The organism is Sandarakinorhabdus sp. FBCC-B8862 (assembly GCF_059745315.1).
In genome coordinates, this window is the sequence record NZ_CM185574.1 from 1,648,030 (window position 1) to 1,674,020 (window position 25,991).

Annotated in this window: 27 protein-coding genes and 1 other RNA gene; 2 read left to right on the plus strand and 26 right to left on the minus strand. The window is 66.5% G+C overall.

The window, feature by feature from the left end; all coding sequences use genetic code 11:
- Nucleotides 1-3: 3 nt before the first annotated feature.
- From AC6BOR_RS08055 to AC6BOR_RS08110, 12 genes are all read right to left on the minus strand, one after another.
- Complete coding sequence (locus AC6BOR_RS08055; protein ID WP_498057974.1) at nt 4-867, minus strand: class I SAM-dependent methyltransferase; 864 nt, start codon at nt 865-867, stop codon at nt 4-6.
- A complete protein-coding gene (locus AC6BOR_RS08060) occupies nt 864-2,096 on the minus strand; it encodes a M16 family metallopeptidase (protein ID WP_498057975.1) in 1,233 nt (410 codons plus the stop codon). The genes AC6BOR_RS08055 and AC6BOR_RS08060 overlap by 4 nt, the downstream gene beginning before the upstream one ends.
- Complete coding sequence (thrC, locus tag AC6BOR_RS08065; RefSeq protein WP_498057976.1) at nt 2,093-3,484, minus strand: threonine synthase; 1,392 nt, start codon at nt 3,482-3,484, stop codon at nt 2,093-2,095. Before thrC ends, AC6BOR_RS08060 begins: the two co-directional genes overlap by 4 nt.
- A 12-nt stretch (nt 3,485-3,496) precedes the next feature.
- Nucleotides 3,497-4,141 carry an SURF1 family protein gene (locus AC6BOR_RS08070; protein WP_498057977.1) on the minus strand — a complete coding sequence of 215 codons (645 nt, stop codon included), beginning with the start codon at nt 4,139-4,141 and terminating at the stop codon, nt 3,497-3,499.
- A complete protein-coding gene (locus AC6BOR_RS08075) occupies nt 4,138-4,503 on the minus strand; it encodes a DUF983 domain-containing protein (RefSeq protein ID WP_498057978.1) in 366 nt (121 codons plus the stop codon). The genes AC6BOR_RS08070 and AC6BOR_RS08075 overlap by 4 nt, the downstream gene beginning before the upstream one ends.
- On the minus strand, nt 4,496-5,329 hold the full coding sequence (locus AC6BOR_RS08080) for a cytochrome c oxidase subunit 3 (protein ID WP_498057979.1): 834 nt from the start codon (nt 5,327-5,329) through the stop codon (nt 4,496-4,498). The genes AC6BOR_RS08075 and AC6BOR_RS08080 overlap by 8 nt, the downstream gene beginning before the upstream one ends.
- A gap of 10 nt (nt 5,330-5,339) precedes the next feature.
- Nucleotides 5,340-5,948: a cytochrome c oxidase assembly protein gene (locus AC6BOR_RS08085; protein ID WP_498057980.1), complete on the minus strand. Its 609-nt coding sequence runs from the start codon at nt 5,946-5,948 to the stop codon at nt 5,340-5,342.
- Complete coding sequence (locus tag AC6BOR_RS08090) at nt 5,945-6,139, minus strand: cytochrome c oxidase system small membrane protein (RefSeq protein ID WP_498057981.1); 195 nt, start codon at nt 6,137-6,139, stop codon at nt 5,945-5,947. The genes AC6BOR_RS08085 and AC6BOR_RS08090 overlap by 4 nt, the downstream gene beginning before the upstream one ends.
- Nucleotides 6,136-7,056 (minus strand): heme o synthase, encoded by a 921-nt coding sequence (locus AC6BOR_RS08095; protein WP_498057982.1) that lies wholly within the window; start codon nt 7,054-7,056, stop codon nt 6,136-6,138. The genes AC6BOR_RS08090 and AC6BOR_RS08095 overlap by 4 nt, the downstream gene beginning before the upstream one ends.
- Before the next feature lie 48 nt (nt 7,057-7,104).
- Nucleotides 7,105-8,742 carry a cytochrome c oxidase subunit I gene (gene ctaD / locus AC6BOR_RS08100; RefSeq protein WP_498057983.1) on the minus strand — a complete coding sequence of 546 codons (1,638 nt, stop codon included), beginning with the start codon at nt 8,740-8,742 and terminating at the stop codon, nt 7,105-7,107.
- A gap of 23 nt (nt 8,743-8,765) precedes the next feature.
- Nucleotides 8,766-9,695 (minus strand): cytochrome c oxidase subunit II, encoded by a 930-nt coding sequence (coxB, locus tag AC6BOR_RS08105; RefSeq protein ID WP_498057984.1) that lies wholly within the window; start codon nt 9,693-9,695, stop codon nt 8,766-8,768.
- Nucleotides 9,696-9,803: 108 nt separating this feature from the next.
- Nucleotides 9,804-10,628 carry a crotonase/enoyl-CoA hydratase family protein gene (locus tag AC6BOR_RS08110; RefSeq protein WP_086115161.1) on the minus strand — a complete coding sequence of 275 codons (825 nt, stop codon included), beginning with the start codon at nt 10,626-10,628 and terminating at the stop codon, nt 9,804-9,806.
- 29 nt (nt 10,629-10,657) lie between these two features.
- On the opposite strand from AC6BOR_RS08110, the gene AC6BOR_RS08115 reads away from it, so the two are divergent.
- Both AC6BOR_RS08115 and AC6BOR_RS08120 read left to right on the plus strand, forming a co-directional pair.
- Nucleotides 10,658-11,179 (plus strand): (2Fe-2S)-binding protein, encoded by a 522-nt coding sequence (locus AC6BOR_RS08115; RefSeq protein ID WP_498057985.1) that lies wholly within the window; start codon nt 10,658-10,660, stop codon nt 11,177-11,179.
- 88 nt (nt 11,180-11,267) lie between these two features.
- Nucleotides 11,268-12,053 (plus strand): PEPxxWA-CTERM sorting domain-containing protein, encoded by a 786-nt coding sequence (locus tag AC6BOR_RS08120; RefSeq protein ID WP_498057986.1) that lies wholly within the window; start codon nt 11,268-11,270, stop codon nt 12,051-12,053.
- A gap of 4 nt (nt 12,054-12,057) precedes the next feature.
- On the opposite strand, the gene AC6BOR_RS08125 is transcribed toward AC6BOR_RS08120, so the two are convergent.
- The 14 genes from AC6BOR_RS08125 to AC6BOR_RS08190 form a co-directional block, all read right to left on the minus strand.
- Nucleotides 12,058-12,597 (minus strand): DsrE family protein, encoded by a 540-nt coding sequence (locus AC6BOR_RS08125; protein ID WP_498057987.1) that lies wholly within the window; start codon nt 12,595-12,597, stop codon nt 12,058-12,060.
- A gap of 12 nt (nt 12,598-12,609) precedes the next feature.
- The gene (locus tag AC6BOR_RS08130; protein WP_498057988.1) at nt 12,610-13,125 is read right to left on the minus strand and encodes a DsrE family protein; all 516 of its coding nucleotides are present in this window, start codon (nt 13,123-13,125) and stop codon (nt 12,610-12,612) included.
- The gene (locus AC6BOR_RS08135; RefSeq protein WP_498057989.1) at nt 13,125-14,078 is read right to left on the minus strand and encodes an NAD(P)H-dependent flavin oxidoreductase; all 954 of its coding nucleotides are present in this window, start codon (nt 14,076-14,078) and stop codon (nt 13,125-13,127) included. The genes AC6BOR_RS08130 and AC6BOR_RS08135 overlap by 1 nt, the downstream gene beginning before the upstream one ends.
- A gap of 140 nt (nt 14,079-14,218) precedes the next feature.
- Complete coding sequence (locus tag AC6BOR_RS08140; protein ID WP_498057990.1) at nt 14,219-15,655, minus strand: aldehyde dehydrogenase family protein; 1,437 nt, start codon at nt 15,653-15,655, stop codon at nt 14,219-14,221.
- Between the two features lie 85 nt (nt 15,656-15,740).
- Nucleotides 15,741-17,033 carry an amidohydrolase gene (locus AC6BOR_RS08145; protein WP_498057991.1) on the minus strand — a complete coding sequence of 431 codons (1,293 nt, stop codon included), beginning with the start codon at nt 17,031-17,033 and terminating at the stop codon, nt 15,741-15,743.
- Between the two features lie 12 nt (nt 17,034-17,045).
- Nucleotides 17,046-18,329, minus strand: coding sequence for an amidohydrolase (locus AC6BOR_RS08150; RefSeq protein WP_498057992.1), 1,284 nt, complete (start codon nt 18,327-18,329; stop codon nt 17,046-17,048).
- Nucleotides 18,305-19,078 carry a sulfite exporter TauE/SafE family protein gene (locus tag AC6BOR_RS08155; protein WP_498057993.1) on the minus strand — a complete coding sequence of 258 codons (774 nt, stop codon included), beginning with the start codon at nt 19,076-19,078 and terminating at the stop codon, nt 18,305-18,307. Before AC6BOR_RS08155 ends, AC6BOR_RS08150 begins: the two co-directional genes overlap by 25 nt.
- The gene (locus AC6BOR_RS08160; protein ID WP_498057994.1) at nt 19,078-19,698 is read right to left on the minus strand and encodes a DUF4893 domain-containing protein; all 621 of its coding nucleotides are present in this window, start codon (nt 19,696-19,698) and stop codon (nt 19,078-19,080) included. Before AC6BOR_RS08160 ends, AC6BOR_RS08155 begins: the two co-directional genes overlap by 1 nt.
- The gene (gene gmk / locus AC6BOR_RS08165) at nt 19,695-20,300 is read right to left on the minus strand and encodes a guanylate kinase (RefSeq protein WP_086116087.1); all 606 of its coding nucleotides are present in this window, start codon (nt 20,298-20,300) and stop codon (nt 19,695-19,697) included. The genes AC6BOR_RS08160 and gmk overlap by 4 nt, the downstream gene beginning before the upstream one ends.
- A 41-nt stretch (nt 20,301-20,341) precedes the next feature.
- Entirely contained in the window at nt 20,342-20,827 is a 486-nt protein-coding gene (locus AC6BOR_RS08170; protein WP_498057995.1) for an SspB family protein, read from the minus strand.
- A gap of 61 nt (nt 20,828-20,888) precedes the next feature.
- Nucleotides 20,889-21,029 carry a hypothetical protein gene (locus AC6BOR_RS08175; protein ID WP_498057996.1) on the minus strand — a complete coding sequence of 47 codons (141 nt, stop codon included), beginning with the start codon at nt 21,027-21,029 and terminating at the stop codon, nt 20,889-20,891.
- A 205-nt stretch (nt 21,030-21,234) separates the two neighbouring features.
- Nucleotides 21,235-21,578, minus strand: a transfer-messenger RNA (tmRNA) gene (ssrA, locus tag AC6BOR_RS08180).
- Between the two features lie 15 nt (nt 21,579-21,593).
- Nucleotides 21,594-24,734 (minus strand): efflux RND transporter permease subunit, encoded by a 3,141-nt coding sequence (locus AC6BOR_RS08185; RefSeq protein ID WP_498057997.1) that lies wholly within the window; start codon nt 24,732-24,734, stop codon nt 21,594-21,596.
- A complete protein-coding gene (locus AC6BOR_RS08190; protein ID WP_498057998.1) occupies nt 24,731-25,978 on the minus strand; it encodes a TolC family protein in 1,248 nt (415 codons plus the stop codon). Before AC6BOR_RS08190 ends, AC6BOR_RS08185 begins: the two co-directional genes overlap by 4 nt.
- Between the last annotated feature and the right edge of the window lie 13 nt (nt 25,979-25,991).

The following is a 25,991-nucleotide window of genomic DNA, read 5'->3' on the forward strand; positions in this document are numbered from 1 at the left end:
GGGTCAGGCGCTCCAACGGGCGAAGATGGCGGTGGGCAGCAGCAGGCCGCGGGCCTCCTCGCGGATGGCCATGTCGCCCACCTCGATCTGGCCGCCGCGGCTGACGGTGGCCTGGGCCAGGAGCGGGTGGAGGGCGAGGGCCGACATGCGGATGGCATAGACGGTGAGCACCAGGAAGCGCGCATCATCGGCGAGCAATTGCCTTGCGAGATCAACGAGTTCTGGCAGGTCGCGCTCCAGTTGCCAAACCTCTCCATCCGGGCCGCGGCCATATTTGGGCGGATCGAAGATCATGCCATGATATTTGCTGCCGCGTCGTACCTCGCGGCGGAGGAATTTCAGCGCATCATCGATGATCCAGCGCACCGGCGCGTCGGCCAGGCCCGAAAGGCCGGCGTTTTCACGGGCGGCCGCGACGCTTTTCTTGCTGGCATCGACATGGGTGACCTGGGCACCGGCCTGGGCCGCCATCAGGCTGCCGACGCCGGTATAACCGAACATGTTCAGCACCTTGTCACCAGGCCGGATGCGGCTGGCCAGCCAATCCCACTGACCGCCCATGTCGGGAAAGAAGCCGAGATGGCGGAACGGCGTGTTGCTGGCCCAGAAGCGCACCGGGCCGCGCGACAATTCCCAACGGTCGGGCACCTGCGGCTTCAGTTGCCAGCGGCCGCCACCATCCTCGTCACTGCCGCCAATGAACTCGCCATCCGCCTTCCAGTCCGGGGTGGCCGGCGCCCACATGGCCTGGGGTTCGGGGCGGATGAAGCGGAAGCGGCCATAGCGTTCCAGCTTGCGGCCACCACCGGAATCGATCAGGCCGAAATCCGGCCAAGCCTCTGTGATCAGGGTGGAAAGCGCAGTCATGCGGCGGGCTTGTGGCGGCCGATTTCGGCGCGGGCGGGGGCACCGGCGAGCATGGCGGCACCGGCGGCGCGGGCCTGGTCTACGGTCACCGCCTCGATCCGGGCGACGAGTTCGGCGGGGGGCAGGAAGCGGCCGTGAACCATCAGGCTGCGGCCGAGATAGTCGCTGGCCCCTTGTGCGCCTTCCAGCGCCATCAGCAGGCCGGCGACGGCCTGGGCGCGGGCACGGTCAAGTTCTGCCTTTTCAAGGCTTTGGGCCGTCTGATGCAACACCTGGGTGATGAGATCGCGGGCAGCTGCGGCCTGCTTGGGATCGGTGGCGGCGTGCACGCTCATCAGGCCGGCATCGGCATAGGGCTGCAGCGACGCGGAGACGGTGTAGGCCAGCCCGCGTTCCTCCCTGACCTGTTGAAACAGCCGGGAGGACATGCCGCCGCCGGCCGCCAGCGTGAACAGCAGGGCAGCATCCTGGGCCGGATCATGATGGCTGGGGGCGGCCCAGCCGGCAGTCAACTGCGCCTGTTCGATGCGGCGGCCGTCGTGGTGGGTGGTGGCGGCAAAAACCGCCGATTCCGTGGCCGCAACCGCCGCGCCGGTGGCCGCGGCCGGGAAGGCGGTGGCCGCCAACTGGCACAGGGTGGCATGATCCACCTTGCCGGTGGCGACCAGCGTCAACCGCTGCGGCGCATAATGGCTGGCCTGCCAATCCACGAGGTCATCGCGCCCGATGCGGGCGAGACTTTCCTCATCGCCCAGGATGGAGCGGCCGAGGCCCTGCCCCGGAAAGGCGGCAAGCTGGAGATGATCGAACACGATGTCATCCGGCGTGTCGCGGGCCTCGCCCAGTTCCTGCAGCACCACTTCCTTCTCGCGCGCCATGTCGTCGGCATCGAAGCGGGCGCCGGTGACGAGATCGGCGATCAGGTCCACCGCCAGCGGCAGGTCGCGGCCGAGGATGCGGGCGTGGAACATGGTCGAATCGCGGGACGTCCAGGCGTTCAATTGGCCGCCGACATCCTCCATCTCCTCCGCAATGGCGCGGGCGGAGCGGCGGTGGGTGCCCTTGAACACCATATGTTCGAACAGATGGGCAAGACCGTTGTGTTCGGCCCGTTCGTGGCGCGAGCCGGCGTCGGTGATCAGCGCCACCGCGGCGGTTTCAAGGCCGGGCATGGCCCAGCTGGCCACGCGCAGGCCATTGTCGAGGATGGTGATGGTGGGCGGGTTCACCGGGGCCGGGCCCGCTGTGCAATATTGGCCTCGATCGCCTGCAGCTGGGCCGGGGCGACATCATAGCGTTCGGGGCGGGTCATCAGATCGGCCAGACGCGCCGGCAGCGCCGGGGTGATGCCGGTGGCAGCGGCGACGGCGGCCGGGAATTTGGCCGGATGGGCGGTGGCCAGCGTCACCATCGGGGCGGTGCCCGGATCGCGCCGGGCGGCCGCGAGGCCGATGGCGGTGTGCGGATCGAGCAGTTCGCCCGTGTGCGCCAGCGCCCAGCGCATCGTGTCGGCCATCTCGGCAGCGTCGACCCGGGCGGAGGTGAACAGGCGGGCGGCGGCAGCGCGCTGGTCGTCGGGCAAGCGCATCTGCTTCGTCGCTTCAAACTCCGCCATGCGCGCCGCCAGTTGGGCGGCATCGCGGTCGGCAAGATCAAAGAGCAGCCGTTCGAAGTTGGAGGAAACCTGAATGTCCATCGACGGGGCATCGGTGGGGCGCACTACACCCTGGCTGTAATCGCCGGCCGACAGGGCGCGGTGGAGAATGTCATTCTCGTTGGTGGCCACCACCAGCCGTTCGATGGGCAGGCCCATCTGCGCGGCGACATAGCCGGCAAACACGTCGCCGAAATTGCCGGTGGGCACCGCATAGGAAATCGCGCGGTGCGGCGCGCCGAGCGACAAAGCGGTGGTGAAATAATAGACGACCTGGAACAGCAGACGCGCCCAATTGATGCTGTTGACGGCGGCGAGCGGGAAGCGGCCGGCAAAGGCGGCATCGTTGAACATCGCCTTCACCAGCGCCTGCGCATCATCGAAATTGCCGGTGATGGCGATGTTGTGGATGTTGCCATCCAGCACGGTCGTCATCTGGCGGCGCTGCACCTCGCTCACCCGGCCGTGCGGATGGAGCATATAGACCTCCACCCCGGCGCGGCCGGCCAACGCATCGATGGCAGCCGAGCCGGTGTCGCCCGAGGTCGCGCCGATCACGGTGACATGCGCGCCCGATTCGCCGAGGAAACGTTCGAATACGAGGCCCAGCGCCTGCAGTGCGATATCCTTGAAGGCCAGCGTGGGGCCGTGGAAGATTTCGGCGAGGAAATGGCGGTGATCGAGCTGCTTCAGCGGCACCACGGCGACGTGGGCGAAGCGGTCATAGGCGCGGGTGAAGATATCGCGCAGGGCGGCTTCATCAAGGCAGTCGCCGGTAAACGGCCGGCAGACGCGCACCGCCACCTCCACATAGGAGAGGCCGGCCATGGCGGCGATTTCGGCCGTGGTGAAGCGCGGCCAGGTTTCGGGCACATAAAGCCCGCCATCGCTGGCGAGGCCGGCGAGCGTTGCACCACGGAAATCGAGAATCGGGGCCTGCCCGCGGGTGGAGATATAGCGCATGACGCCTGCCTGTTATTCGGGCTTGGGCGTGGGCGCAACCAAGCCGCGCTTGCGCAGCCACAGGCCATAGATGGCGCTCAGCGCAATGGCGAGGCCGAACCACTGGCCGGCATAGGCCAGGTGATTGTCGGGCAGGTCGGCGGCGCTGGGCTGTTGCGGACGGTCCAGCGGCGGAATCGCGGCATCGGGGATCAGCATGAAGCGCGGGCGGCCAGGATCATTGCCATAGGGCCGTTCGATGATGATGCCCGACAATTCGTGATCGAGGTTGATCACCGCATCCTTGGCATCGATGCGACGCGTCCAGCCCGCGACGGCGACAATGTCGGGCGGGCGGTTGTTGGGCCGGCAGGAGACGACGACGAAATAGCCGGAGGTGCCACCAGCGGATGCGCCGGGGCGCAGATCATAGGGTTTTTTCGGCCCGGCATGGCAGCTGATCTCCGCCCGGCGATACTGCACCGAAACGTCGCCGGCCATGGCGCGTTCAAATTCACCGGGGGAAACCGGCGGCAGATTGGGGGCGGCGGCGAGCCGTTCGATCAGCCGGTGTTTCCATTCCCGCCGTTCCAGCTGCCAGCGGCCGAGGCCGCACAGGATCAGCACACCGATAATGGTGATCAGCGTGGGCAGCACCGGCAGTTTGCGGATGGTCATTGGTCGGCGCGTTGGCCTTCGCCAGCGTCGTTGCGATATTCCATCGCGACCAGCAGGCCCTTGGAGAGGCGAAGCAATGCCAGGGACAGGCCGACCACGGCCGGCACCCACAGCAGCATGTGCACCCACCAGGGCGGATTGAAGCGGAAATCCACCACCAGCGACAGCGGCATGATGATGGCACCGACCAGCAGGATCACGCCGGCGGCGGCGCCATCGCCGACATTGAAGCGGCCATAATCCAGCCCGCAGACGGTGCAGGCCGGGGCGAGTTTCAGCACGCCGGAAAACAGCGGGCCGCCGCCACAGCGTGGACAGCGGCCCTTGAGCGCGACCTGCGCGGGATGCGGCGCCTCAGCCAAGCGGGCTGTGGGCCACCGCCGCACCGAAGTGCGAACCCCACACATAGATGGCGATGAACAGGAACAGCCACACCACATCGACGAAGTGCCAATACCAGGCGGCGGCTTCGAAGCCGAAGTGGTGGCGCGGGGTGAAATCGCCCTTGTAGGTGCGGGCGAGACAGACCATCAGGAAGATGGTGCCGACAATGACGTGGAATCCGTGGAAGCCGGTCGCCATGTAGAAGGCGGCGCCATAGATGCTGTCGGCCAGGCCATATTCGGCGTGGTGATATTCATAGGCCTGCACGCAGGTGAAGATCAGGCCGAGGGCGATGGTGACCCACAGGCCCTGCTTCAGCCCCTTGCGGTCATCATGGATGAGCGCGTGGTGGGCCCAGGTGACGGTGGTGCCCGACAGCAGCAGGATCAGCGTGTTCAGCAGCGGGAAGACGAAGGGATCGAGCAGTTCGATGCCCTTGGGCGGCCAGGCGCCTTCGATGCCTTCGTGCATGGAGGGGTAGAGGGCGGCGTTGAAATAGGCCCAGAACCAGGCGACGAAGAACATCACTTCGGATGCGATGAACAGGATCATGCCATAGCGGTGATGCAGCTGGACCACCGGCGTGTGATCGCCGGTGTTGGCTTCGTGCACCACATCCTTCCACCACAGGAAGAACATGGCGGAGACGGCGGCGAGGCCGGCAAAGAAGGTGGCCATGCCCCAGCCCGTCTTGTGCATCCAGCCGATGGCGCCGCTGGCGAGCACGAGCACCGCCATCGACATCATCAGCGGCCGCGATGACGGATTGAGAATGTGGAAATCGTGGGTCTTGCCCGCAGCCATGATGGTGGCCCTATCCTGATGTGTTACGATTTGTCGCAGCACTTACCTTGACCTGCTCCGGTTTGTCCACTGGATAGAAGGTGTAGCTGAGCGTGATTTCGTCGATCTTGCGTGCAACCGGATCATCCATGATCGCCGGATCGACATACCAGACAACCGGCATCTCGACCGTTTCGCCGGCCTTCAGCGTCTGTTCGGTGAAGCAGAAGCAGGCAATCTTGATGAAATACTGGCCGGCAACGTCGGGGGAGACGTTGAAGACGGCGCGGCCGGTGATCGGCCGGTCGCCGGTGTTGGTGGCGGTGTAGAAGGCCATCCGCTTTTCGCCGATAGGGATGCTGACCTCGTTCTGTTTCTGGTGGAAGCGCCAGGGCAGACCGGGAGCGACATTGGAATCAAAGCGGACCTTGATGGTGCGGCCGGCGACCCCGACCAGCCGGTCGGCGGCGGGCGCGGCGGCGGCGACCTGGGTGGTGCCGCCAAAGCCGGTGACCTGGCAGAACAGGCGATAGAGCGGCACCGCGGCATAGGCGACGCCGACCATCGCCAGCGCGCCGGCAGCGGCGGCAAGGCCGATGCGGCGGTTGGCCTGATGCAGCGGGGTGCCGGCGTGGCTCATGCCGGCTTGGCCGCGGTGGCAGGCGTGTCGGGCGCGTTCTTCACCTGGCCGGTCATCCGCACCACGGTGATGCCGAAGAACAGGGCCACGAGGGTGAAGAGCAGGATGCCCAGCGCGCGGTTGCGCGAGGCGCGGCGGGCGTAGAAGGCTTCACGCTCGGCCGGGGTCCAGCTGGCAGGCTCGACACTCATGGCAGCAGCAGCCGGTCAGCCACCAGGGCGCCGAACAGGCAGGCCAGATAGAGAAGACTGAATTTGAACAGCTGTTTTTCGGGGCCCATCCCGGCCGGTGCCGTGGCGGTGTTGCGCCACACCTTTACCGCCATGACCATGAAGATGATCCCGAGCGTGATGGCGGTGCCGCCATAGGCCCAATCAGCCAGGCCCAGCAGCGTCGGCGCGATGGTGACGGGCACGAGGCAAGCGGAATAGGCGAGGATCTGGCGGCGGGTTTCGGCGAGGCCATGGGTGACCGGCAGCATCGGCACGCCGGCCTTGGAATAATCGGCCTCCATGAACAGGGCCAGCGCCCAGAAGTGCGGCGGCGTCCACAGGAAGATGATTGCGAACAGGATCCAGGCCAAGAGCGGCGTGTCGCCGGAGACGGCGGCCCAGCCGCAGATTACCGGGAAGGCCCCGGCGGCGCCGCCGATGACGATGTTCTGCGGCGTGCGGCGCTTGAGCCAGGCGGTGTAGACCACCACGTAGAAGAGGATGGAGACGGCGAGCCAGAAGGCCGCGACCCAGTTCAATGCCAGGCCCATCATGGCAACCGAGCCGGTGCCGAGGATGACGCCGAAGGCCAGCGCTTCCGGCTTTTCCAGCTTGCCGGCGGGCAGCGGGCGCTTGGCGGTGCGCTTCATCACCGCATCGATATCGGCTTCATACCATTGGTTGAGCGCGCCGGCAGCACCGGCGGCCACCGCGATGCACAGGATGCCGATGAAGGCGAGGAAGGGGTGCATCTGGCCCGGCGCCGCGACCATGGCGCAGGCGGCGGTGAAGATCACCAGAGTCATCACCCGCGGCTTCAGCAGGGCGAAATAATCCCGCCAGTCGGCCAGCAGGGTGCTGGGAAGGGCGCTGGAGGGGTTGGCCATTTCAGACATTGGGAACGCCTTCGGGGGCGGTGCAGAAGCACCGCCCCCGTGTTGCCGTCACTTGATGACCGGCAGGGTTTCGAACTGGTGGAAGGGCGGCGGGCTGGACAGGGTCCATTCCAGGGTGGTGGCGCCTTCGCCCCAATAATTGTCTTCCACCTTGCGGCGCGAGAAGGCCGACACCAGCATGTTGAGGAAGAAGATCAGCATGCCGACCGCCATGATGGCATAGCCATAGGAGGCGATCTGGTTCCAATAGGCATAGGCATCCGGATAATCGGGGATGCGACGCGGCATGCCATCCTGGCCCAGGAAGTGCATCGGGAAGAACAGCACGTTCACGCCGATGAAGAAGACCCAGAAGTGCAGCTTGCCCAGGAACTCGTTGTATTGTTTGCCGAACATCTTGCCGAACCAGTAATACCAGGCGGCGAAGATGGCGAACACGGCGCCCAGCGACAGCACATAGTGGAAGTGGGCGACCACATAATAGGTGTCGTGGAAATAGGTATCCACACCGGCGTTGGAGAGCAGCACGCCGGTGACGCCGCCAACGGTGAACATGAAGATGAAGCCGATGGCCCACAGCATGGGCGTGTCGAACTTGATCGAACCCTGCCACATGGTGGCGATCCAGCTGAAGATCTTGATGCCGGTGGGCACCGCGATGATCATGGTGGCGGCGGTGAAATACATCTTGGTGTTCACGTCGAGGCCGACGGTGAACATGTGGTGCGCCCACACAACGAAGCCGATGAAGCCGATGGCGACCATGGCATAGGCCATGCCGAGATAGCCGAACACGGGCTTGCGGCTGAAGGTGGAGACGATCTGGCTGATGATGCCGAAGCCCGGCAGGATCAGGATATAGACTTCTGGGTGACCGAAGAACCAGAACAGGTGCTGATAGAGGATCGGATCACCACCGCCATCAGCGGTGAAGAAGTGGGTGCCGAAGTTGCGATCGGTCAGCAGCATGGTGATGGCGCCGGCCAGCACGGGCAGCGACAGCAGCAGCAGGAAGGCGGTGACCAGCACCGACCACACGAACAGCGGCATCTTGTGCATGGTCATGCCCGGTGCGCGCATGTTGAGGATGGTGGTGATGAAGTTGATCGCGCCCAGGATCGAGCTGGCGCCGGCGATGTGCAGCGACAGGATCGCCATGTCGACGGCGGGGCCGGGGTGGCCGGCGGTGGAGAGCGGCGGATAGACCGTCCAGCCGGTGCCGACACCATTGGCGCCGGCCGGGCCTTCGACGAACATCGAGCCGCACAGCAGCAGGAAGGACGGCACCAGCAGCCAGAACGACACGTTGTTCATGCGCGGGAACGCCATGTCGGGCGCGCCGATCATGATCGGCACGAACCAGTTGCCAAAGCCGCCGATCATGGCGGGCATCACGGTGAAGAACACCATGATCAGGCCGTGGGCGGTGATGAACACGTTCCACAGATGGTTGGCCTGATCGACATTGCCCTGGGTCATGAAGGTCAGATACTGGATGCCCGGCTGCGCCAGTTCGAGGCGCATGATGCCCGAAATCGCGCCGCCGATGGTGCCGGCGATGATCGCGAAGATCAGGTAGAGCGTGCCGATATCCTTGTGGTTGGTCGAGAAGAGCCAGCGCTGGATGAAACCGGGCGTGTGGTCATGATCGTGATCATGCGCCCCGGCGGTTGCGGCGTGAGCCATGGGTGGGTTCCTCTTCTCAGATCTTATTCAGCGGCGGCCGGGGTGGCGGCGGGAGCGGCTTCGGCCACCTTCGGCTCGATGCCGTTTTCCTTCTGCTTGGCGGCGACCCAGGCATCGAACTGCGCCTTCGGCAGCACTTCGATGGCGATGGGCATATAGGCATGCTTGGTGCCGCACAGCTCACTGCACTGGCCGAAATAGACGCCCGGCTTGTCCACCTTGAACCAGGTTTCGTTGATGCGGCCCGGCACGGCGTCCATCTTCACATAGAAGGCCGGCATGGCGAAGCTGTGGATCACGTCGGCCGCGGTGGTGAGCACCTTCACGGTGGCGCCGGCCGGGACAACCAGGCGGTTGTCCACATCCAGCAGCTTGGGCGACCCGCGCTTGGCGGCTTCCTCGTTGGTGAGCATGATCGAATCATAGGTGAAGCCACCCTGATCCGGATATTCATATTCCCAATACCACTGGTGGCCGATGGCCTTGATGGTGAGATCGGCCTTGGGCGGATCATATTGATTGGCCAGCAGGCGGAAGCTGGGGAAGGCGATGACGATGAGGATCAGCGCCGGCACCACGGTCCACACCACCTCGATCACGGTGTTGTGGCTGTTCTTGGACGGCACCGGGTTGGCGCCGGCGCGGTAGCGCAGAATGGTCCAGGCCAGCAGGATCAGCACGAAGATGGCGACCGCAAACATCACCGGGTTCAGCACATTGTGCACCATGTGCTGGGCTTCGATGGCGATATCGGTGACCGGCGTTTGCAGATCGATGCCGCCGGTGGGCTGGCCGATGCCGGGCGTGGGGGCCAGCAGCGCCGGGGTGGCGGCTGGCACATCGGTGGTGGCAACGGGAGGCACCGGCGCGGCGGCAACTGCCTCCTGTGCAGCGGCGAGAGCCGGCGCGAGCATCGCTCCGGCGGAAACAATCGACTTGATGATGCGGCGCATACTGCCCCTGGCCTGAAACGGGCGGACTCATCCGCCAAATGACGGAGTAGCTATGCCGCGCTGCAGCGCAACAGGCAAGCCCGAAACATGCCAAAGCCTGCGGATTTGTCAGGCCTTCAGATTTTGGAAGGTGGCAGATTGCCGCGCCATCTGGGCTTGCACGGCGGCGGTCATGTCATCCCCCTGCAGCATCGCGGCGTTCCAGACGGCCACATAATCAAGGCCATCGGCGACGCTGTGATCGCGACCATAGTTGAGCACCTGCTTGATGCCGGTAATCGCCAGCGGCGACTTGGCGCAAATCTCGCGCGCGATTGCGTCTGCTGCGGCCAGCGCGGCCTCGTGACTGTCTTCCACCCGGTTGACGAAGCCATGGCGGGCGGCTTCGGCGGCCGGGAACTTGCGCCCGGTATAGGCCAACTCGCGCACCAGCCCCTGCGGCAACAGGAAGGGAATGCGCTGCAGCGTGCCGACATCGGCGACGATGGCGACATTGATTTCCTGGATGGTGAAATAGGCATCGGCGGTGGCGATGCGCATGTCGCAGGCCGTGACCAGATCGACGCCGCCGCCGATGCAGCCGCCCTGGCAGACGGCGATCACCGGCACGCGGCAATTGTCGATGACGTTGAAGCTTTCCTGCAGTTCCTTCACATGGCGGCGAAACGCCTCACGCTGGCGGCCCAGATCGGCGCTGCCGCGGCTGGCCAGCGCATTCTGCCCGGCCCATTTCAGATCGAGCCCGGCGGTGAAATGCTTGCCGGTGGAGGCGATGATGACACAGCGCACCGCCATGTCATGGGCGATTTCATCGAACACCCGGACCATTTCCGGCCAGAAATCGCCGTTCATGGTGTTGAGTTCGGCCGGGCGGTTGAGCGTGATGCGGGCGATGCCATCATCAACACGGTAATCAAGGGTCTTGAGTTCCATTGCAGGCTCCCACGGTCTATGGACAAGGCATGACCAAGTTCACCGTCAACGGCAATCCTGTCGAATTTCTGATGGACCCCGCGACGCCCCTGCTGTGGGCGCTGCGCGAGGCGGCGGGGTTGACCGGCACAAAGTTTGGCTGTGGCGCCGGGCTGTGCGGGGCCTGCACCGTGCATGTGGATGGCAAGGCGACGCGCAGCTGCCAGGTGACGATTGCCGATCTGGAAGGCACCTTCGTCACCACCATCGAAGGCCTGTCCGACAATCGCGACCACCCGCTGCAGCAGGCGTGGATCGCAGCCCAGGTGCCGCAATGCGGTTATTGCCAATCGGGCATGATCATGGCGGCCGCCGCCCTGTTGAAGGACAAGCCGAACCCCAGCGACGAGGACATCAACGCCGCCATCACCAACATCTGCCGCTGCGGCACCTATCCGCGCATCCGCCGCGCCATCCGCATGGCTGCGGCCGGGCGGGTGGATTCGGGCGTGCCGGGGCCGGAGATTGATCCGGGCGAGGCGGCGGCGCGGGTGCCGGCCCTGAAGGGTTGAGGCGCAGCCTGTCGAAAATGTAATTCAGCTTATGCTTACGCTTTTGCGCGATACTGCCGCCGTGCAGTGGGCGCCAAAGGGGGGTGCGATGGGCTGGAAATTCGTGAGCGTGGCAGCGGTGATGGCCCTGGCCACCCCGGCAGCGGCGGCGTTGACGCCAACCTGGAATGGCTATCGCTGGGCCCGCGAATCCACGCTGCAACTGAAGCTGGTCGACAATGTGTCGACCACCTGGGACGTGTATCTGCGCACCGCCGCATCGGACTGGACGGTGCTGAACAATATCGATCTGGTGGTGACGGCGGGCAGCGCCGATCCCAAGCTGTGCGGCGCGGTGACGGCCACCATCCAGGCCTGCAACGCCAATTATGGCGCCAACGGCTGGCTGGGGCTGGCCAGCATCTGGCTCACCAACGGTTACATCAGCAAGGCGACGGTGAAGCTGAACGATTATTATTATGCCAAGGCCCGGTACAACAATGCCGCCTTCCGCCAATCGGTGATGTGTCAGGAGGTGGGCCACACCATGGGCCTGGCCCATGCCGACGAGAATTTCACCAACCTGAACCTGGGCACCTGCATGGATTACACCAATGATCCAAGCGGCACGCTGGGCACCAACGGCACGCTGAACAACATGCACCCCTATGCCGGGGATTATGATGCGCTGAATGCGCTTTATGCCATCCCCGGCGGCACCCAGTTGTCGGGCACCAAGACGACCTATCTCGCCAAGTTCGGGGTTGGCGTGGATGGCGAGCATATCGAATCGTTCGCCGCCGTGCCGGAACCGGCCAGCTGGGCCATGATGCTGGCTGGCTTTGGCGCTGTGGGCAGCCTGATGCGGCGGCGACGGCCAGTGGCAGCCGCCTGAAGGATCAGAACGGGTTCAGCGTGTAGCCGCGCTGCTGGTAGAGGGCGTGGGCGGTGATGGCCGACAGCGCCAGCTTCACGCCGGGCAGCAGATCGGCCTTCTTGATGCCCAGGCTCGCCGCGCTCTGGCCGCAGACGACAAATTCCACCCCGGCGCCGATCAGCTTGGCCACCGCATCGGCGCTGGCATTGGCCTTGCCATCGTTGCGGGCGGCATAGGCGCTGGCGTTGAGCAGATCGTTCAGGGATGGGCCGTGGAAGATCAGCACGATGTGCACATCCTTTTGCGGCACACCGTTGGCGACATGCATGTTGAGCGTGCGCGCCGCGGTTTCGATCTGGCGGTTGAGCGTGCCCGGATCGGCCTTGGCGCGCAGATCAAAGGCGATCTTGAACACCGTTCCCTTGGGGATCGGTAGATCGCCTTCAACGGCGGCGTGGGGGCCGACATCCTTCAGCACAGGCCCCAGGCTGAAGCCGCTGCGATCCTGCGCCAGTGCCGGCGCCGCGATCAGGATGGTGGCAAGAAGCGCGGCACGCAGCATGGGGCAAGCCTTTCAGAACGGGTTCAGCGTGTAACCTTGCGCCTGCAGGACGGCGTGGGCGCTGCTGGCAGAGATGGCCAGTTCGACGCCGGGAAGCAAGTCAGCCTTTTTCACACCCATGGCGTTGGCGGCCTGGCCGCAGACGATGAAGCGCACGCCCTTTTCCAGCATCGCCTTCACCATCGCCTCGCTGGCGTTGGCGGCACCGGCGTTGCGGGCAGCATAAACCTCGGGCTTCGTCAGTTCGGCAATGGCCGGGCCGTGGACAACGACGGCAACCGCGACATCCCGCTCCGCCATGCCGTTGCCGACATGGGAGTTGATGAAGCGCGCCGCCGTTTCAAAGCCGGGGTTGCGCTTGCCCGGCGTGGCGGCGGTGACGTCATAGACATGGCGCAGCACCGTGCCCCGAGGGATCAGCACATCATGTTCGGTGGCGGTGTAGGTGCCGAACCCCTTGAACACCGGGCCGTCGATGGCGGCGGCCGGCGTGGCCAGCAGGGCGAGCGCGAGCAGGAGGCGGCGCATCAGCCGAAGCTCCGCAGGCTTTTCAGGGTGGATTCGGCCTCGGCCACGGTGCGGCGCACGATCTCACCGGCGGGCAGGATTTCGGTGATGCCGCCACCGCCCTGCCCGGCCGCCAGGCACTGGGTTTCGGGGATGACGTCGAGCACGCCGGCAATGGGGCCCAGCCGGTTCAGCTGCACCGATTCGGCGACCTGGGCGGCAAAGGGTTTGGCATCGCGATTGTCGAAGTTGCGGTTGGAATCATTCACGATGGCGCGCAGCGTCTTGCCGGTGAACACCTTGGAGATGACGGTGTCGCTTTCCGACATGCCGACGATCGCTTCCTTGTATTTCTGGCCGGCATGCGCCTCTTCGGATGCAATGAAGCGGGTGCCCATCCACACGCCGACACAGCCAAAGGCCAGCGCGGCGGCAAGGCCGCGGCCGTCGTAAAGGCCGCCGGCGGCCACCACCGGGATATCGACCGCGTCCACGCATTGCGGCCACAGCGCGACGGAGGCGACGCTGCCGGTGTGGCCGCCGCCTTCTGTCCCTTGCGCGATGATGACATCACAGCCGGCTTCGGCCGCCTTGACCGCATGCTTCACATTGCCGGCCATGCACATGACGACGATGCCGGCCGCCTTCAGCTCGTTGATGATGGCCACCGGCACGCCCAGGCCGGCGATGAAGGCCTTGGCGCCGCCCTTGATGATCACATCGACGCTCGCGGTGAGGGTTTCGGGCTGGGCGGTGAGCAGGTCGACGCCGAACGGCTTGTCGGTCAGATCCTTCACGCGCGCCATCTGATCGGCGATGAATTTGGGCGGCAGGCCGGCCATGCCGAGCGAGCCGAAGCCACCGGCGGCGGACACGGCGGCGCAAACCTCGGCATAGGAGACGCCGCCCATGCCGGCGAGCAGCACCGGGTGTTCGACGCCGAGAAGATCACAGATCGGGGTGTGGATGGTCATTCGTTCGTCTCCTCCCCTCCCGCTGGCGGGAGGGGTCGGGTGTGGGAATAAGGGGCCGACGAGGGTGGCGTGGATCGGACTTCCCCACCCCCGACCCCTCCCCTGACCCGCCAGGGCGGCGGAGCCAACGGGAGGGGAGGTTACTCCGCCGCCTGGGCTTCGCCGAAGCCGATGATGGCCTTGGTTTCGAGGAAATCGGCAAAGCCGTGATCGCCCCATTCGCGGCCGTTGCCGGATTGCTTGTAGCCGCCGAACGGCGCCATCAGATCGAACCCGGCCTGGTTGATGTTGACCTGGCCGGCGCGCAGTTCGCGGGCGACCTTGCGGGCGTGTTCCGGCTCACCCTGCACATAGGCGGCAAGGCCGTAGACGGTGTCGTTACCGATGGCGATGGCGTCCTCTTCGCTGTCATATGGCAGCATGGCCAGCACCGGGCCGAAGATTTCCTCGCGCGCGATGGTCATGTCGTTGGTCACATCGGCAAAGATGGTCGGCTTGACATAATAGCCCTTGTCGAGCCCCTCCGGCCGGCCGGGGCCGCCGGCAACCAGCGTGGCGCCTTCCTTGATGCCCTGTTCAATCAGGCCCTGGATCTTGTTCCACTGGGTTTCGCTGACCACCGGGCCCATGGCGCTGTTGCCGTTGGGATCACCCACGGTGGTGGCTTCGGCGACCTGCTTGGCGATGGCGGCGGCTTCGGCCATCTTCGCGCGCGGCACCAGCATGCGGGTGGGCGCGTTGCAGCTTTGGCCCGAGTTCATCATCACGCTCTGCACGCCGCCAGAGACGGCCTTCACCAGATCGGCATCGGGCAGCACGATGTTGGGCGACTTGCCGCCCAGTTCCTGCGCGACGCGCTTGACCGTGTCGGCCGCGTTCTTCGCCACCGCGATGCCGGCCCGGGTCGAGCCGGTGAAGCTGACCATGTCCACATCCTTGTGGCTCGACAGGGCGACGCCAACGCCGGGGCCATCGCCATTGACGAGGTTGAACACGCCCTTGGGCACGCCGGCGGCATGGAGGATTTCCGTCCAGATATAGGCGCTGAACGGCGCGATCTCAGACGGCTTCAGCACCATGGTGCACCCCACCGCCAGCGCCGGTGCGACCTTGCAGGCGATCTGGTTGATCGGCCAGTTCCACGGCGTGATGAAGGCGCAGACGCCGATCGGTTCCCTAGTGATCAGCGTGGTGCCCTTGAGCTCATCGAACTTGTAGCCTTTCAGCACCTCGATGGCGGTGGCGATATGGCCGATGCCGAGCGCGGCCTGGGCCTGGTTGGACAGCCAGGCCGGCGCGCCCATTTCCTCGGTGATGGCGGCGGCGATGTCGTTGTAGCGCTTCTGATATTCGCCGGCGATGGCGCCCAGCAGCTCGATGCGTTCCTTGACGCTGGTGCGGGCAAAGGCCGGGAAGGCGGCCTTGGCGGCGGCGACGGCGCGGTCGACATCGGCGGCGCTGCCCAGGTTGATCTTGCCGGCCACTTCTTCGGTGGCAGGGTTGATCACGTCCAGCGGATTGGCGACGGCCGGATCGACCCATTGGCCGTCGATGTAGAATTTCGTGTAGTCACGCATGGCACATCCTCCCCAGGAGCGTTGTGGGGAGGGTTGTAGCACGGCGATACGGCGATTCGGCGCTTGGGCTTTTTGAGGGGGGGCGTTATTTCGGCGGCAGCAGGGCGACGACGGCGGTGGTCATCGCCTCCACCCCGGCGGCGATGGTCGGGGCGGGATCGGGGGCCCAGGCGCTGTTGTGCAGGCTGGGCAGGCTGCCTTCCCCGCGCTTGGCCTTGTCCCACACATCCTGCGGCACGCCGCCCACCCAGAAGATCACCGACTGGATCGACGGATCGGCGAGATAATAGCGGTTGAAATCCTCTGATGCCATCGATGGCGGGATGCGCGGCACCCGGGCCTTGCCCATCCTGGCGATCATCGCGGCTTCCACCCGTGCCGCCAGTTCCGGCGTGTTGAGCGTGGGCGGGGTGCCGTTTTCGAGGCCGGTCACCACCGGCATCAGATGGGCCGGGAAGCCGGCGGCAGCTGCCTCGTTGCGGGCGACACGGGCGATGCCGTCGAGCAGGCGCTTCTGCACCGCCGCATCATAGCTGCGCACCGTCAGCTGCAGATGGGCGCTGTCGGGGATGATGTTGTGCTTGGTGCCGCTGTGGACGCTGCCCACCGTGACGACGGCCGGATCGAAGGGGTTGTTCTCGCGGCTGACCAGCGGCTGCAGGCCCATGATGATGCGCGCGGCGAGCACCACCGGATCATGGGTGGTGGCGGGATAGGCGCCGTGGCCGCCCTTGCCGGGGATTTCGATGTCGATGAAGCTGCCGGCGGCCAGCGCCTCCTTCTGCGGCACGCTCACGCTGCCGGCGGGGATTTCGGCGCTGTCATGCAAAGCCAGGGCATATTGCGGCTTGGGGAAGCGGGTGAACAGCCCATCCTTCAACATGCCTTCGGCGCCGCCATTGGCTTCCTCGGCCGGCTGGCCGATCATCACCACGGTGCCGCGCCAGGCCTTGCGGTTCTCGGCCAGCCAGCGGGCAGTGCCGGCCCACACCGTCATGTGGATATCATGGCCGCAGGCGTGCATCACCGGGGTCATCGGGGCATCGGCCGGTGCACCCAGCATCTTGCCGGTGGCGACGCTGGCATAGGGCACGCCGGTGGTTTCCTTCACCGGCAGCGCATCCATGTCGGCCCGCACCAGCACCACCGGGCCGGGGCCGTTCTTCATCACTGCCACCACGCCGGTGCCGCCCACCTTCTCGGTCACCTCGAACCCGGCGGCGCGGGCTTCAGCCGCCAGGATCGCCGCCGATCGCACTTCCTGCCCCGACAGTTCGGGGTGCATGTGCAGATCCTTGTAGAGGCTGACGAGATCAACCGGCGCGGCCAGGGCGGGCGCGGCTGTGGCGAGCAGCAGGCTGGCAAGCAGGCTTTTCATTGCTTTGGTTCCTCAACGCGATTTGGGCAGCAGCATCATCACCGCATCGGTCATGGTGGCGACTCCGGTGGCGATGGTGGGTTCGGGATCGGGGGCCCAGCGCGGGTTGTGCGGGCCGGGCAATTTCGTGCCGTCCTTCTGCGCCTTGGCCCACACATCGGCATTCACCGCGCCGAGCGAATACATCACCGTCTGGATGCGCGGATCGGCCAGGCCGTACTGGTTGTAATCCTCTGACGCCATCGACGGGTTGCCTTCCAGCACCTTGTCCGGCCCCAGCGTTTTCTGGAACAGCGCCTTGATGCGGGTGGCAAGCGGCGTGGTGTTGATGGTGGGCTGGGTGCCGTTGGGGTCCACCGTCACTTCGGGATACAGGCTTTCCGGCAGGCCGGCGGCGATGGCCTCGCCGCGGGCGATGCGGCGGATGCCTTCGAGCAGCCGGGCCTGCACGCCGGCATCAAAGCTGCGCACCGTCAATTGCAGATGCACGCTTTCGCCAATGATATTGTGCTTGGTGCCGCCGTGGATGCTGCCCACCGTCACCACGGCGGGCTGGAACGGGTCATTCTCGCGGGCGACCAGCGTTTGCAGGGCGATGACGATGCGGCTGGCCAGCACCACCGGGTCTTTCGTGTCGGCCGGATAGGCGCCGTGGCCGCCGATGCCCTTCACCTCGATGTCCACCGTGTCGGCGGCGGAGGCGTTGGCGGCAAGGTTCACCTGCACCGTGCCGGCCGGGCCGGTGCCATCGTGCAGGGCCAGGGCATAATCGGGGCGGGCAAAGCGGGCATAGAGACCATCGGCCAGCATGGCGCGGGCGCCCTGGATGATCTCCTCGGCCGGTTGGGCCACCATTATCACCGTGCCGCGCCAATTGGCCTTGTTGGCGGCGAGCGCGCGCACCACGCCCACCCACACGGCCATGTGGATATCATGGCCACAGGCGTGCATCACCGGCGTTTCCGGGCCACCCTTGTAATGGCCGGTGGCCTGGCTGGCATAAGCGAGGCCGGTGATTTCCTTGACCGGCAGCGCATCCATGTCGGCCCGCACCAGCACGGTGGGGCCCTTGCCGTTCTTCAGCAGGGCCACAACGCCGGTGCCGCCGACCTTTTCGGTCACCTCGAACCCGGCAGCGCGGGCTTCGGCGGCGAGGATGCCAGCCGACCGCACCTCCTGAAAGCCCAGTTCCGGATGGGCGTGGAGATCCTTGTAGAGCGCAACCAGATCGACTGGCGCTGCCGCTGCCGGGCTGGCCAGCATGGCCGCGATCAGAGCCCCGAAAGCCCGTCCCATAGCAATTTCCCCCCAACCAGGATCATCAACACATGCATGATGGCATAGAAACGCGGCCCATCAACCCGGCGAACCAGCAGGGTGCCGGCCCAGGTGGAGGCGAGCGCGGCCGGCAGCAGCGCCGCCGCCAGCGCCATGTTGGCCGGCGTGAAGGTGCCCAGCGCGGCATAGGCCGGCACCTTCAGCCAGTTGATCACCGCAAAGAACACGCTGCTGGTGCCAATGAATGTGTCACGCGGCAGCTTCATCGGCAGCACATGCATCTGGAACGGCGGCCCGCCGGCATGGGCGATCTGGCTGGTGAAGCCGGCAGCGGCGCCCATCACGACGCCCTGCCACGGCGGGCCGACCCGCGCGGCCAGCCCACGATGTTCGGCGCGGATGCGCTGGATGCCAAAACCAAAGGCAATCAGGCCCACCGCCGCCTCCACCGCCGCCACCGGCACGAAGCGGGCCAGCGCCCAGCCGGCGAGGATCCCCAGGCATGATCCGGGGATCATCAGGGCAAGCACGCGGTTGCTGCGATGGGCGCCAAAGGCCTTCACCGAAAACACATCCTGAACGAGGAGGATCGGCAGCAGGATGGCGGCGGCGAGCACCGGGCTCATGCCGAGCGCCATGATCGGCACGCCCAGCACGCCCAGCCCGGCAAAGCCGCCCTTGGCGAGGCCCAGGATGGTGACGCCGGCAATGGCCGCCGCCCAGAAGGCCCAGCTCTGGGCCGCCAGCACCGCGGTGAATTCGGCCACTAGCCGGCCTTGATCTCGATCAGCACCAGGCGGGCGCTCCAGCGCGGCCAGGGCAGCGCGAGCCGCCAATGGCCGGGGGCGAGGGTGGTGAGCACGCCGAGTTGGTCGCGGTCGCGATCCTCGCCATAGCGCAGGCGGCCGGGCTCGCCAGCCAGTTGCACGCTGCCCAGGAAGACCAGCCGGTCCACATCGGGATAAAGCGTGCCGGCAAAGCGCTGCACGCCGGGCGCGGTTTCGAGGCGCAGCAATATGCCATCGGCGGCCAGGGTGCAGGGTGCCCAGGCTTCGGCCTGCACCGGCGGGGCCAGCCGCACACTGCCCTGGCGCCAGCCCAGCCGGATGATGCGGCACTGGAACGCGCCGGCTGCCGGCAGCGGCGCCGGGCTGGCCAGCGCGGGATCGGCGACAGGGCCCAGCGCGGCGAGATCGGCGGTGGCGCCGGCGGCAGCGATATCGGCCTGCGCCTCCGTCCACGCGTCAGACAGGCGGGCGAGGCGGCCACGATCATTGTCGCGGATCACCGCCTGCCACACATCGGCGCGGCGGACGACGGCATAGGGCTGCAGATCATCGGCCGTGCTGCAGCCGGCCAGCAGCAGCAGAGCCGGCCAGTGTCTCATTCGCCCAGCATGCCGCGCACGAAGCCGGCGAGCCCGAGCTGGCGTTTTCGGCGCAGGCGTTCGGCCTTCAGGATGGCGCGGATCTCGTTCAGGCAGGTTTCGGCATCGTCGTTGACCAGGATATAATCATATTCGCCCCAATGGCTGATCTCGTCGCGGGCGCGGGCCATGCGGCCGGCGATCACATCGGGGTGATCGGTGTTGCGGCTGGTCAGCCGGCGTTCCAGCTCGGCCAATGTGGGCGGCAGGATGAACACGCGCACCAGGTCGGAGGCGGCATCGGTTTGCTGCAGCTGCTGCGTGCCCTGCCAATCAATGTCGAACAGCACATCGCGGCCGGCGGCCAGGGCGGCCTCCACGGGGGCACGCGGCGTGCCATAACGGTTGCCGAACACGGTGGCCCATTCCAGCAGGGCATTTTCCTGCACCATCGACTGGAACTGATCGGGGCTGACGAAATAATAATCGACACCATCCACCTCGCCCGGGCGGGGCCGGCGGGTGGTGGCGGAAACGCTCATGGTGATCTCATTGTCCTCGGCCATCAGCGCGCGCGACATGGTCGTCTTGCCGGCGCCCGAGGGGGAGGACAGCACGAACATCAAACCGCGCCGGGCGGGCGCATCGCGGCGGATGAACTGGGTCACTTGCGGCGGAACCGGTCGAGCGTGACGACATTGCTGCCATCGCTGCTGCCATCCGGCTCCGGCGCGGGTGGCGGCGTCTCCGGCTCCGGCGGTTCCGGTGCATGCTCGCCATCCTTGGGCGCAAACTGCAGGGCGAAGTTCACCGCCGGATCGACGAAGCCGACAATGGCATCATAGGGAATGACCAGCGTGGCCGGCATCTGGTTGAACGACAGGCCGATGGAGAAATGATCATCGGCCACCACCAGATCCCAATAACGGTGCTGGATGACAATGGTCATCTCGTCCGGATAGCGTTCCATGAGATGGCTGGGGATGGACACACCGGGGGCGCGGGTGCGGAAGGCGATGTAGAAATGATGGCTGCCGGGCAGGCTGCCTTCGGCCTGGATGCGCCGCAGCACGCGGCTGACCACGCCGCGCAGCGCATCCTGGACGATATCGTCATAGGGAATCAGGCTGTCAGGGGTGGTGTCGTTCACGGGGGCGCGCCTTGGCTGGTGTGCGCACCCGATTGGCGCGGGGCGCGGCCAAGGTCAAGTCTCAGCGGCCGGCCCAACCGGCGATGGCTGCGACGGCCGCCACGGCCAACGCAGTGACCAACCAGCCTTCCCAGGTGGCCGGTGTCCATCCGTAACCGAACGACTTGGGCCGGAACCACAGGGCGACGGGGTGGCGTTGCATGGTGAAATCGCTTTCTGCGGCCGATGGTCCGGTGGAGCTGTGCGGACGGATGGCTGCGGGCCAAGTCTATCATGGCCGGCGGCGGCGGTGCGAATGTTGAAGCGGTAATGTTGCCCGGCCCCCCAAGTTGTGGGTTTTCCGGTCGGGCCGTGTTCGGTGCTTGAAGTGAGGGAGGTTCTGTTGCCCGGCCCTCCCTCAGGCCGCTGGAATCCACTTCTGTTGCCCGGCGTGGCCCGTGCCGCGTTCTCTTGAGGTAATTTCGTCCGTGAGGACTCAATTACGCCGCGATCGCGAATGCCTCGTTGTCGTTGGCATTTGTGGGTTTTGAACGGTTTAACGGCTCATTCAGGCCGGGCAAAAACACCGTCTTTGAACACACGTCGATCCTGGTTCGGCCCCGCAATTCACCCCGACAACAGGCTGAACGAATGGTGGAGCCGCCGGGTACTGCCCCCGGGTCCGCTGCGTCTATTTCACGGCATCATTTATCGCCATAGCCGGCAAGCCGGCACCACCCATGTAGGCGCGATGGCGCGATTCCTCAAGGCCAAGGCGCAGATGGGCTCAGCTGCGAACAAAGCGGCGATAGAGGGCGGGCAGCAGCAGCAGGGTGAGCAGGGTGGACGACAGGATGCCGCCAATCACCACGGTGGCCAGCGGGCGCTGCACCTCGGCCCCGGCCCCGGTGGCGATCGCCATTGGCAGAAAGCCGATGCTGGCCACCAGCGCGGTGGAGATGACCGGCCGCAACCGGTCGAGCGCGCCGGCGCGCACGGCATCGTCCTTCGCCATCCCGCCATCGCGCAGATGGTTGACGTGATCGACCATCACCAGGCCATTCAGCATGGCGATGCCCGACAGCGCGATGAAGCCGATGGCCGCCGTGATGGAAAATGGCATGCCGCGCGAGGCCAGCGCGAACACCCCGCCGGTGACGGCGAGCGGGATGCCGGCGAACACGATCAGCGCCTGCGGCAGGGAGCGCAGCGCGCCATAGACGAGGCCGAGGATGAGCAGCAGGCAGGCCGGCACCAGCACGGCAAGCCGCGCCTTGGCTTCCTGCAACTGCTTGAACTGGCCGCCATATTCGATGCGATAGCCTTCGGGCAGCGGCACCGCCTTGGCGAGTTCGGCCTTGGCCCGCGCCACATAGCCCTCGACATCGCTGCCGCTGAGATTGACCAGCAGCGCGGCCCGCTTCTGGCCATTGTCCCGCCGCACCGGCTCCACGGCCATCACCTCTTCAAGGGTGGCGACCTTGCCCAGCGGCACCATGCCGGCCTGGCCCACGCGCAGCGGCAGCGCGCGGATGGTGTCGAGGCTGGCGCGCTGCGCATCGGGCAGGCGCACGACGATGCCGTGGCGGCGGATGCCTTCCAGGATGGCGCCCACCTCCTGGCCCGCCAGCGCGGTGCTGATGGCGCGGTTGACCTCGTCGGCGCCCAGGCCCAGCCGCACCAGCGCGTCATGATCCACCTTCACCACCAGGCTGGGGGTGCGGCCGTCCACTTCATATTCGGCCTGCGCCGTGCCCGGCAGCCGGCGCAGCACCTTCAGCACGGCGGCACCCAGCTGCTCCAGCCTGTCGTTGTCGTCGCCATAGATTTTCACCGACAGGTCGGCGCGGGTGCCCTCCAGCATCTCGTTGAAGCGCATCTCGATCGGCTGGGCGAACAGGAAGCGCTGGCCGGCATGCACGCTCTGGGCCGTCTTCTCGATGGCGCGCACCAGCTCGGCCTTGTCCTGCGGGCCATCGGCCGGCCACTCGGCCCTGGGCTTGTAGTGGATGTAGAGGTCATTCTCGTTAGGCGGCATCGGATCGGTCGCCACCGCCGCGGTGCCGATGCGCGAGAAGACATGGGTCAATTGCGGGAAGGTCTTCAGCAGCGCGCGTTCCACTGCCATTTCCTCGGCCACGGCTTCATCAAGGCTCATGTCCACCGGGCGATAGACCATGGTGGTGATCGAACCTTCATCAAGGCGCGGCGTGAACACCGTGCCCAGCCGGGTGAAGACCAGCCCGGCGGCCACAACGGCGAGCACGGCCGGCACGATGGCCAGCACCGGCCGCTGCAGCGTGGCGGCCAGCACCGGGCGATAAATGGCTTCCAGCGCGGCGACCAGCTTCGTCGGCCCGTGCGATTCGCCGGCCTTCAGCCCGTAGGACGCCAGCGCCGGCACCAGGGTGACGCTGACCAGAAGCGCGGCTGAAAGCGCCAGCATGACGGTGATCGCCATCGGCCGGAACAATTTGCCTTCCACTCCGCCCAACGCCAGCACCGGCACATAGACCAGCGTGATGATCGCCACGCCAAACGCCACCGGCCGCGCCACCTGCCCCATGGCCGACGCGATGATGGCGCGGCGCTGGTCATCGGCGAGCGGGCGGCCCTGGCGCTCGGTCTCGGCGCTCAGGCGGCGCAGGGCATTTTCCACGGCGACAATGGCGCCGTCCACCACCAAGCCGAAATCGAGCGCGCCGAGACTCATCAGATTGCCGCTGATGTCCAGCCGCACCATGCCAATGCTGGCGAGCAGGAAGGCAACCGGGATCACGGCCGCCACGATCAGCGCCGCGCGCCATTGGCCCAGCGCCAGGATCAGCACAAAGGCGACCAGCAGCGCCCCTTCCGACAGGTTGCTGCGCACGGTGGCGACGGTGCGCTCGACAATGTCGGCACGGTCATAACGGACCTTGATCACCATCCCCTTGGGCAGCACGGCCTGCACTTCGGTCAGGTGGGCATCGATGCGGCGGGCGACCTCGCGGCTGTTCTGGCCGCTGAGCATCATGATCGTGCCCAGCACCGTCTGCTTGCCGTCCACCGTGGCAGCGCCGGAACGCAGGGTGCTGCCCACGCGCACGGTGGCCAGATCGCCAACGGTCAAGGGCCGCACGCCGCCGGCGAATTTCACCGGCAGGGCGGCAATCGCTTCGGGGTGCATCACCTTGGCATCGGTGCGCACCACCAGCCGGCGCGGCCCCTGGGTGATCAGGCCGCCGCCGGCGTTGTCGGCATTGGCGGCCACGGCGGCGGCCAGTTCGGCCGGTGTGACGCCAGCGGCGCGCAGCTTGGCCAGATCAGGCTCGATCACATATTGGCGTTCCAGCCCGCCGATGCTGTTGACCTCGGCAACGCCCTGCACCTGCCGCAGCATCGGCACGACGACATATTCCTGGGTTTCGGCCAGCGCCATCAGATGCTCATCAGCCATGCTGGCCGGCATCAGGCCGGGATGATGCGCCTCGGCATGGGGCGGATGGTCCCATTCCAGCGTGTAGTAGAGAATCTCGCCCAGCCCGGTGGTGATCGGTGCCAACTGTGGCGCGGCGCCGGGTGGCAGCAGCGCCAGTGCCGTCGCCAGCCGTTCCGTCACCACCTGGCGGGCACGCATCACATCGATGCCGTCCTCATACAGCAGGGTGACCTGGGAGAGGCCTGAGCGGGTGAGCGAGCGGAAGCCGGTGAGGCCGGGCTGGCCGCCCATCAGCCTTTCCAGCGGCACGGTCACCCGCGTCTCGATCTCCTCGGCAGCAAGGCCGGGCACGGCGGTGTTGACCTGCACCTGCACGCCGGTGACATCGGGGATGGCATCGATCGGCAGGGTGACAAGATGATACAGGCCGATGGCGGCCGCAACCAGCGCCGCCAGCAGCACGCCGCCGCGGTGGCGGGCGCTGGCCGAGATCAGGGCGGCGATCACGGTTCGCTGCCGGCACCGGTGAGGATGCGGACCTGTTCACGCGCTTCCCACAGGCCGGCGCGGGTATCGAGCACGGCGGTGAGCGCATCGAGCCAACCAGTCTGCATCGCGACATAGGTGGCCAGCGGCACGGCGCCGAGGCGATAGGCGCGGTCTGCCTCTTCAGCGGCGGCGGCAAAGCGCTGCGGCGCATCACCGGGCCAGCGGGCCAGCGCCTCGCTGCGGGCGCGATACAGGGAAGCATCGCCATAGAGCTGCGCCAGCAGACGGCGGCGGGTGGCGATAAGCGTGGCCTGGCCTTGCGCCTCCCGGCTTTCGGCGGCCGCGACATCACCTTCCTGGCGGTTCCACAGCGGGAGGGTGGTTTGGGCGCGCACCCCGGCGATGGTGTCGCGCACGTCGCCGCGCTCGCGGGTGAGATAGGGGCCGATGCTGATGGCGCCGACGCGGCTCTTTTCGGCCAGCCGCACCGACAGGCCCTGCTGGCTGAGCTGGGTCTTCAGCGCCTGCAGCTCGAAATTGCCGCTTTCCAGCCGGTCAGCCAGCACGGTCACATCGGGCAGCGGCGGCGGCGCGACCGGCGGGCGCAGAACGCGCAGCCGCGCCGGGAAGGGCTGGCCGCGCAGGCCGTTCAGTTCATAGAGGATGCTGTTGTAGCTGGCCTGCGATTCGGCGGCGGCGCGTTCGGCATTGATGGCCGCGGCTTCCAGGACGGCGGCTTCCACCCGCGGGGTGGGCCCGGCGGGATCGCGGGCGAGCAGCACGGCGGCCAGGCTGCGCATGCGGGCAGCGACGGCGGCCGCGGCATCGGCGCGTTCGCCCGCTGCAAACAGGCGATAGCCCAGGCTGCGCGCCCGGCCGGCCAGCGCCGCATCAAATTGCGCCAGCCCGAGCCGGGCGAGGGTGACATTGCCTTCGGCAATCGCCTTGCGCAGCGGGACCCGGCCATTGAATTCAAACGGTTGCAGGATGGACACGGCAAAGGCCGGGCCATCGCCCAGGCGCTGGCCGGTCAACGGGCTGTCGGTGCGCTTTTCACCGAAATCGACGCTGACATCCGGATCGGCAAGGCGGCCGGCGGCGGCCACGCCGGTTTGCGCCAGGCTGATCTGGCGGGCGAGATACTGGCGTTCGGGGTTGCCGGCCACGACATCGGCGGCCAGCGCATCGATGGACATGGCCGCCGGCTGTGCCACGGCTGGCGCACTGGCGAGGACAAACAACAGAGCGAGGCGCAGCATCATGGCCGTGCCCTAC

What these genes read in the sequence shown, in the direction of transcription:
- AC6BOR_RS08055 (WP_498057974.1), bottom strand. Translation starts at nt 867, where the DNA reads ATGACTGCGCTTTCCACCCTGATCACAGAGGCTTGGCCGGATTTCGGC.
- thrC (WP_498057976.1), bottom strand. Translation starts at nt 3,484, where the DNA reads ATGCGCTATATCTCCACCCGCGGGCAGGCCCCGATTCTCGATTTCCGT.
- AC6BOR_RS08070 (WP_498057977.1), bottom strand. Translation starts at nt 4,141, where the DNA reads ATGACCATCCGCAAACTGCCGGTGCTGCCCACGCTGATCACCATTATC.
- AC6BOR_RS08080 (WP_498057979.1), bottom strand. Translation starts at nt 5,329, where the DNA reads ATGGCTGCGGGCAAGACCCACGATTTCCACATTCTCAATCCGTCATCG.
- AC6BOR_RS08085 (WP_498057980.1), bottom strand. Translation starts at nt 5,948, where the DNA reads ATGAGCCACGCCGGCACCCCGCTGCATCAGGCCAACCGCCGCATCGGC.
- AC6BOR_RS08090 (WP_498057981.1), bottom strand. Translation starts at nt 6,139, where the DNA reads ATGAGTGTCGAGCCTGCCAGCTGGACCCCGGCCGAGCGTGAAGCCTTC.
- AC6BOR_RS08095 (WP_498057982.1), bottom strand. Translation starts at nt 7,056, where the DNA reads ATGTCTGAAATGGCCAACCCCTCCAGCGCCCTTCCCAGCACCCTGCTG.
- ctaD (WP_498057983.1), bottom strand. Translation starts at nt 8,742, where the DNA reads ATGGCTCACGCCGCAACCGCCGGGGCGCATGATCACGATCATGACCAC.
- coxB (WP_498057984.1), bottom strand. Translation starts at nt 9,695, where the DNA reads ATGCGCCGCATCATCAAGTCGATTGTTTCCGCCGGAGCGATGCTCGCG.
- AC6BOR_RS08110 (WP_086115161.1), bottom strand. Translation starts at nt 10,628, where the DNA reads ATGGAACTCAAGACCCTTGATTACCGTGTTGATGATGGCATCGCCCGC.
- AC6BOR_RS08115 (WP_498057985.1), top strand. Translation starts at nt 10,658, where the DNA reads ATGACCAAGTTCACCGTCAACGGCAATCCTGTCGAATTTCTGATGGAC.
- AC6BOR_RS08120 (WP_498057986.1), top strand. Translation starts at nt 11,268, where the DNA reads ATGGGCTGGAAATTCGTGAGCGTGGCAGCGGTGATGGCCCTGGCCACC.
- AC6BOR_RS08125 (WP_498057987.1), bottom strand. Translation starts at nt 12,597, where the DNA reads ATGCTGCGTGCCGCGCTTCTTGCCACCATCCTGATCGCGGCGCCGGCA.
- AC6BOR_RS08130 (WP_498057988.1), bottom strand. Translation starts at nt 13,125, where the DNA reads ATGCGCCGCCTCCTGCTCGCGCTCGCCCTGCTGGCCACGCCGGCCGCC.
- AC6BOR_RS08135 (WP_498057989.1), bottom strand. Translation starts at nt 14,078, where the DNA reads ATGACCATCCACACCCCGATCTGTGATCTTCTCGGCGTCGAACACCCG.
- AC6BOR_RS08140 (WP_498057990.1), bottom strand. Translation starts at nt 15,655, where the DNA reads ATGCGTGACTACACGAAATTCTACATCGACGGCCAATGGGTCGATCCG.
- AC6BOR_RS08145 (WP_498057991.1), bottom strand. Translation starts at nt 17,033, where the DNA reads ATGAAAAGCCTGCTTGCCAGCCTGCTGCTCGCCACAGCCGCGCCCGCC.
- AC6BOR_RS08150 (WP_498057992.1), bottom strand. Translation starts at nt 18,329, where the DNA reads ATGGGACGGGCTTTCGGGGCTCTGATCGCGGCCATGCTGGCCAGCCCG.
- AC6BOR_RS08160 (WP_498057994.1), bottom strand. Translation starts at nt 19,698, where the DNA reads ATGAGACACTGGCCGGCTCTGCTGCTGCTGGCCGGCTGCAGCACGGCC.
- gmk (WP_086116087.1), bottom strand. Translation starts at nt 20,300, where the DNA reads ATGTTCGTGCTGTCCTCCCCCTCGGGCGCCGGCAAGACGACCATGTCG.
- AC6BOR_RS08175 (WP_498057996.1), bottom strand. Translation starts at nt 21,029, where the DNA reads ATGCAACGCCACCCCGTCGCCCTGTGGTTCCGGCCCAAGTCGTTCGGT.
- AC6BOR_RS08190 (WP_498057998.1), bottom strand. Translation starts at nt 25,978, where the DNA reads ATGATGCTGCGCCTCGCTCTGTTGTTTGTCCTCGCCAGTGCGCCAGCC.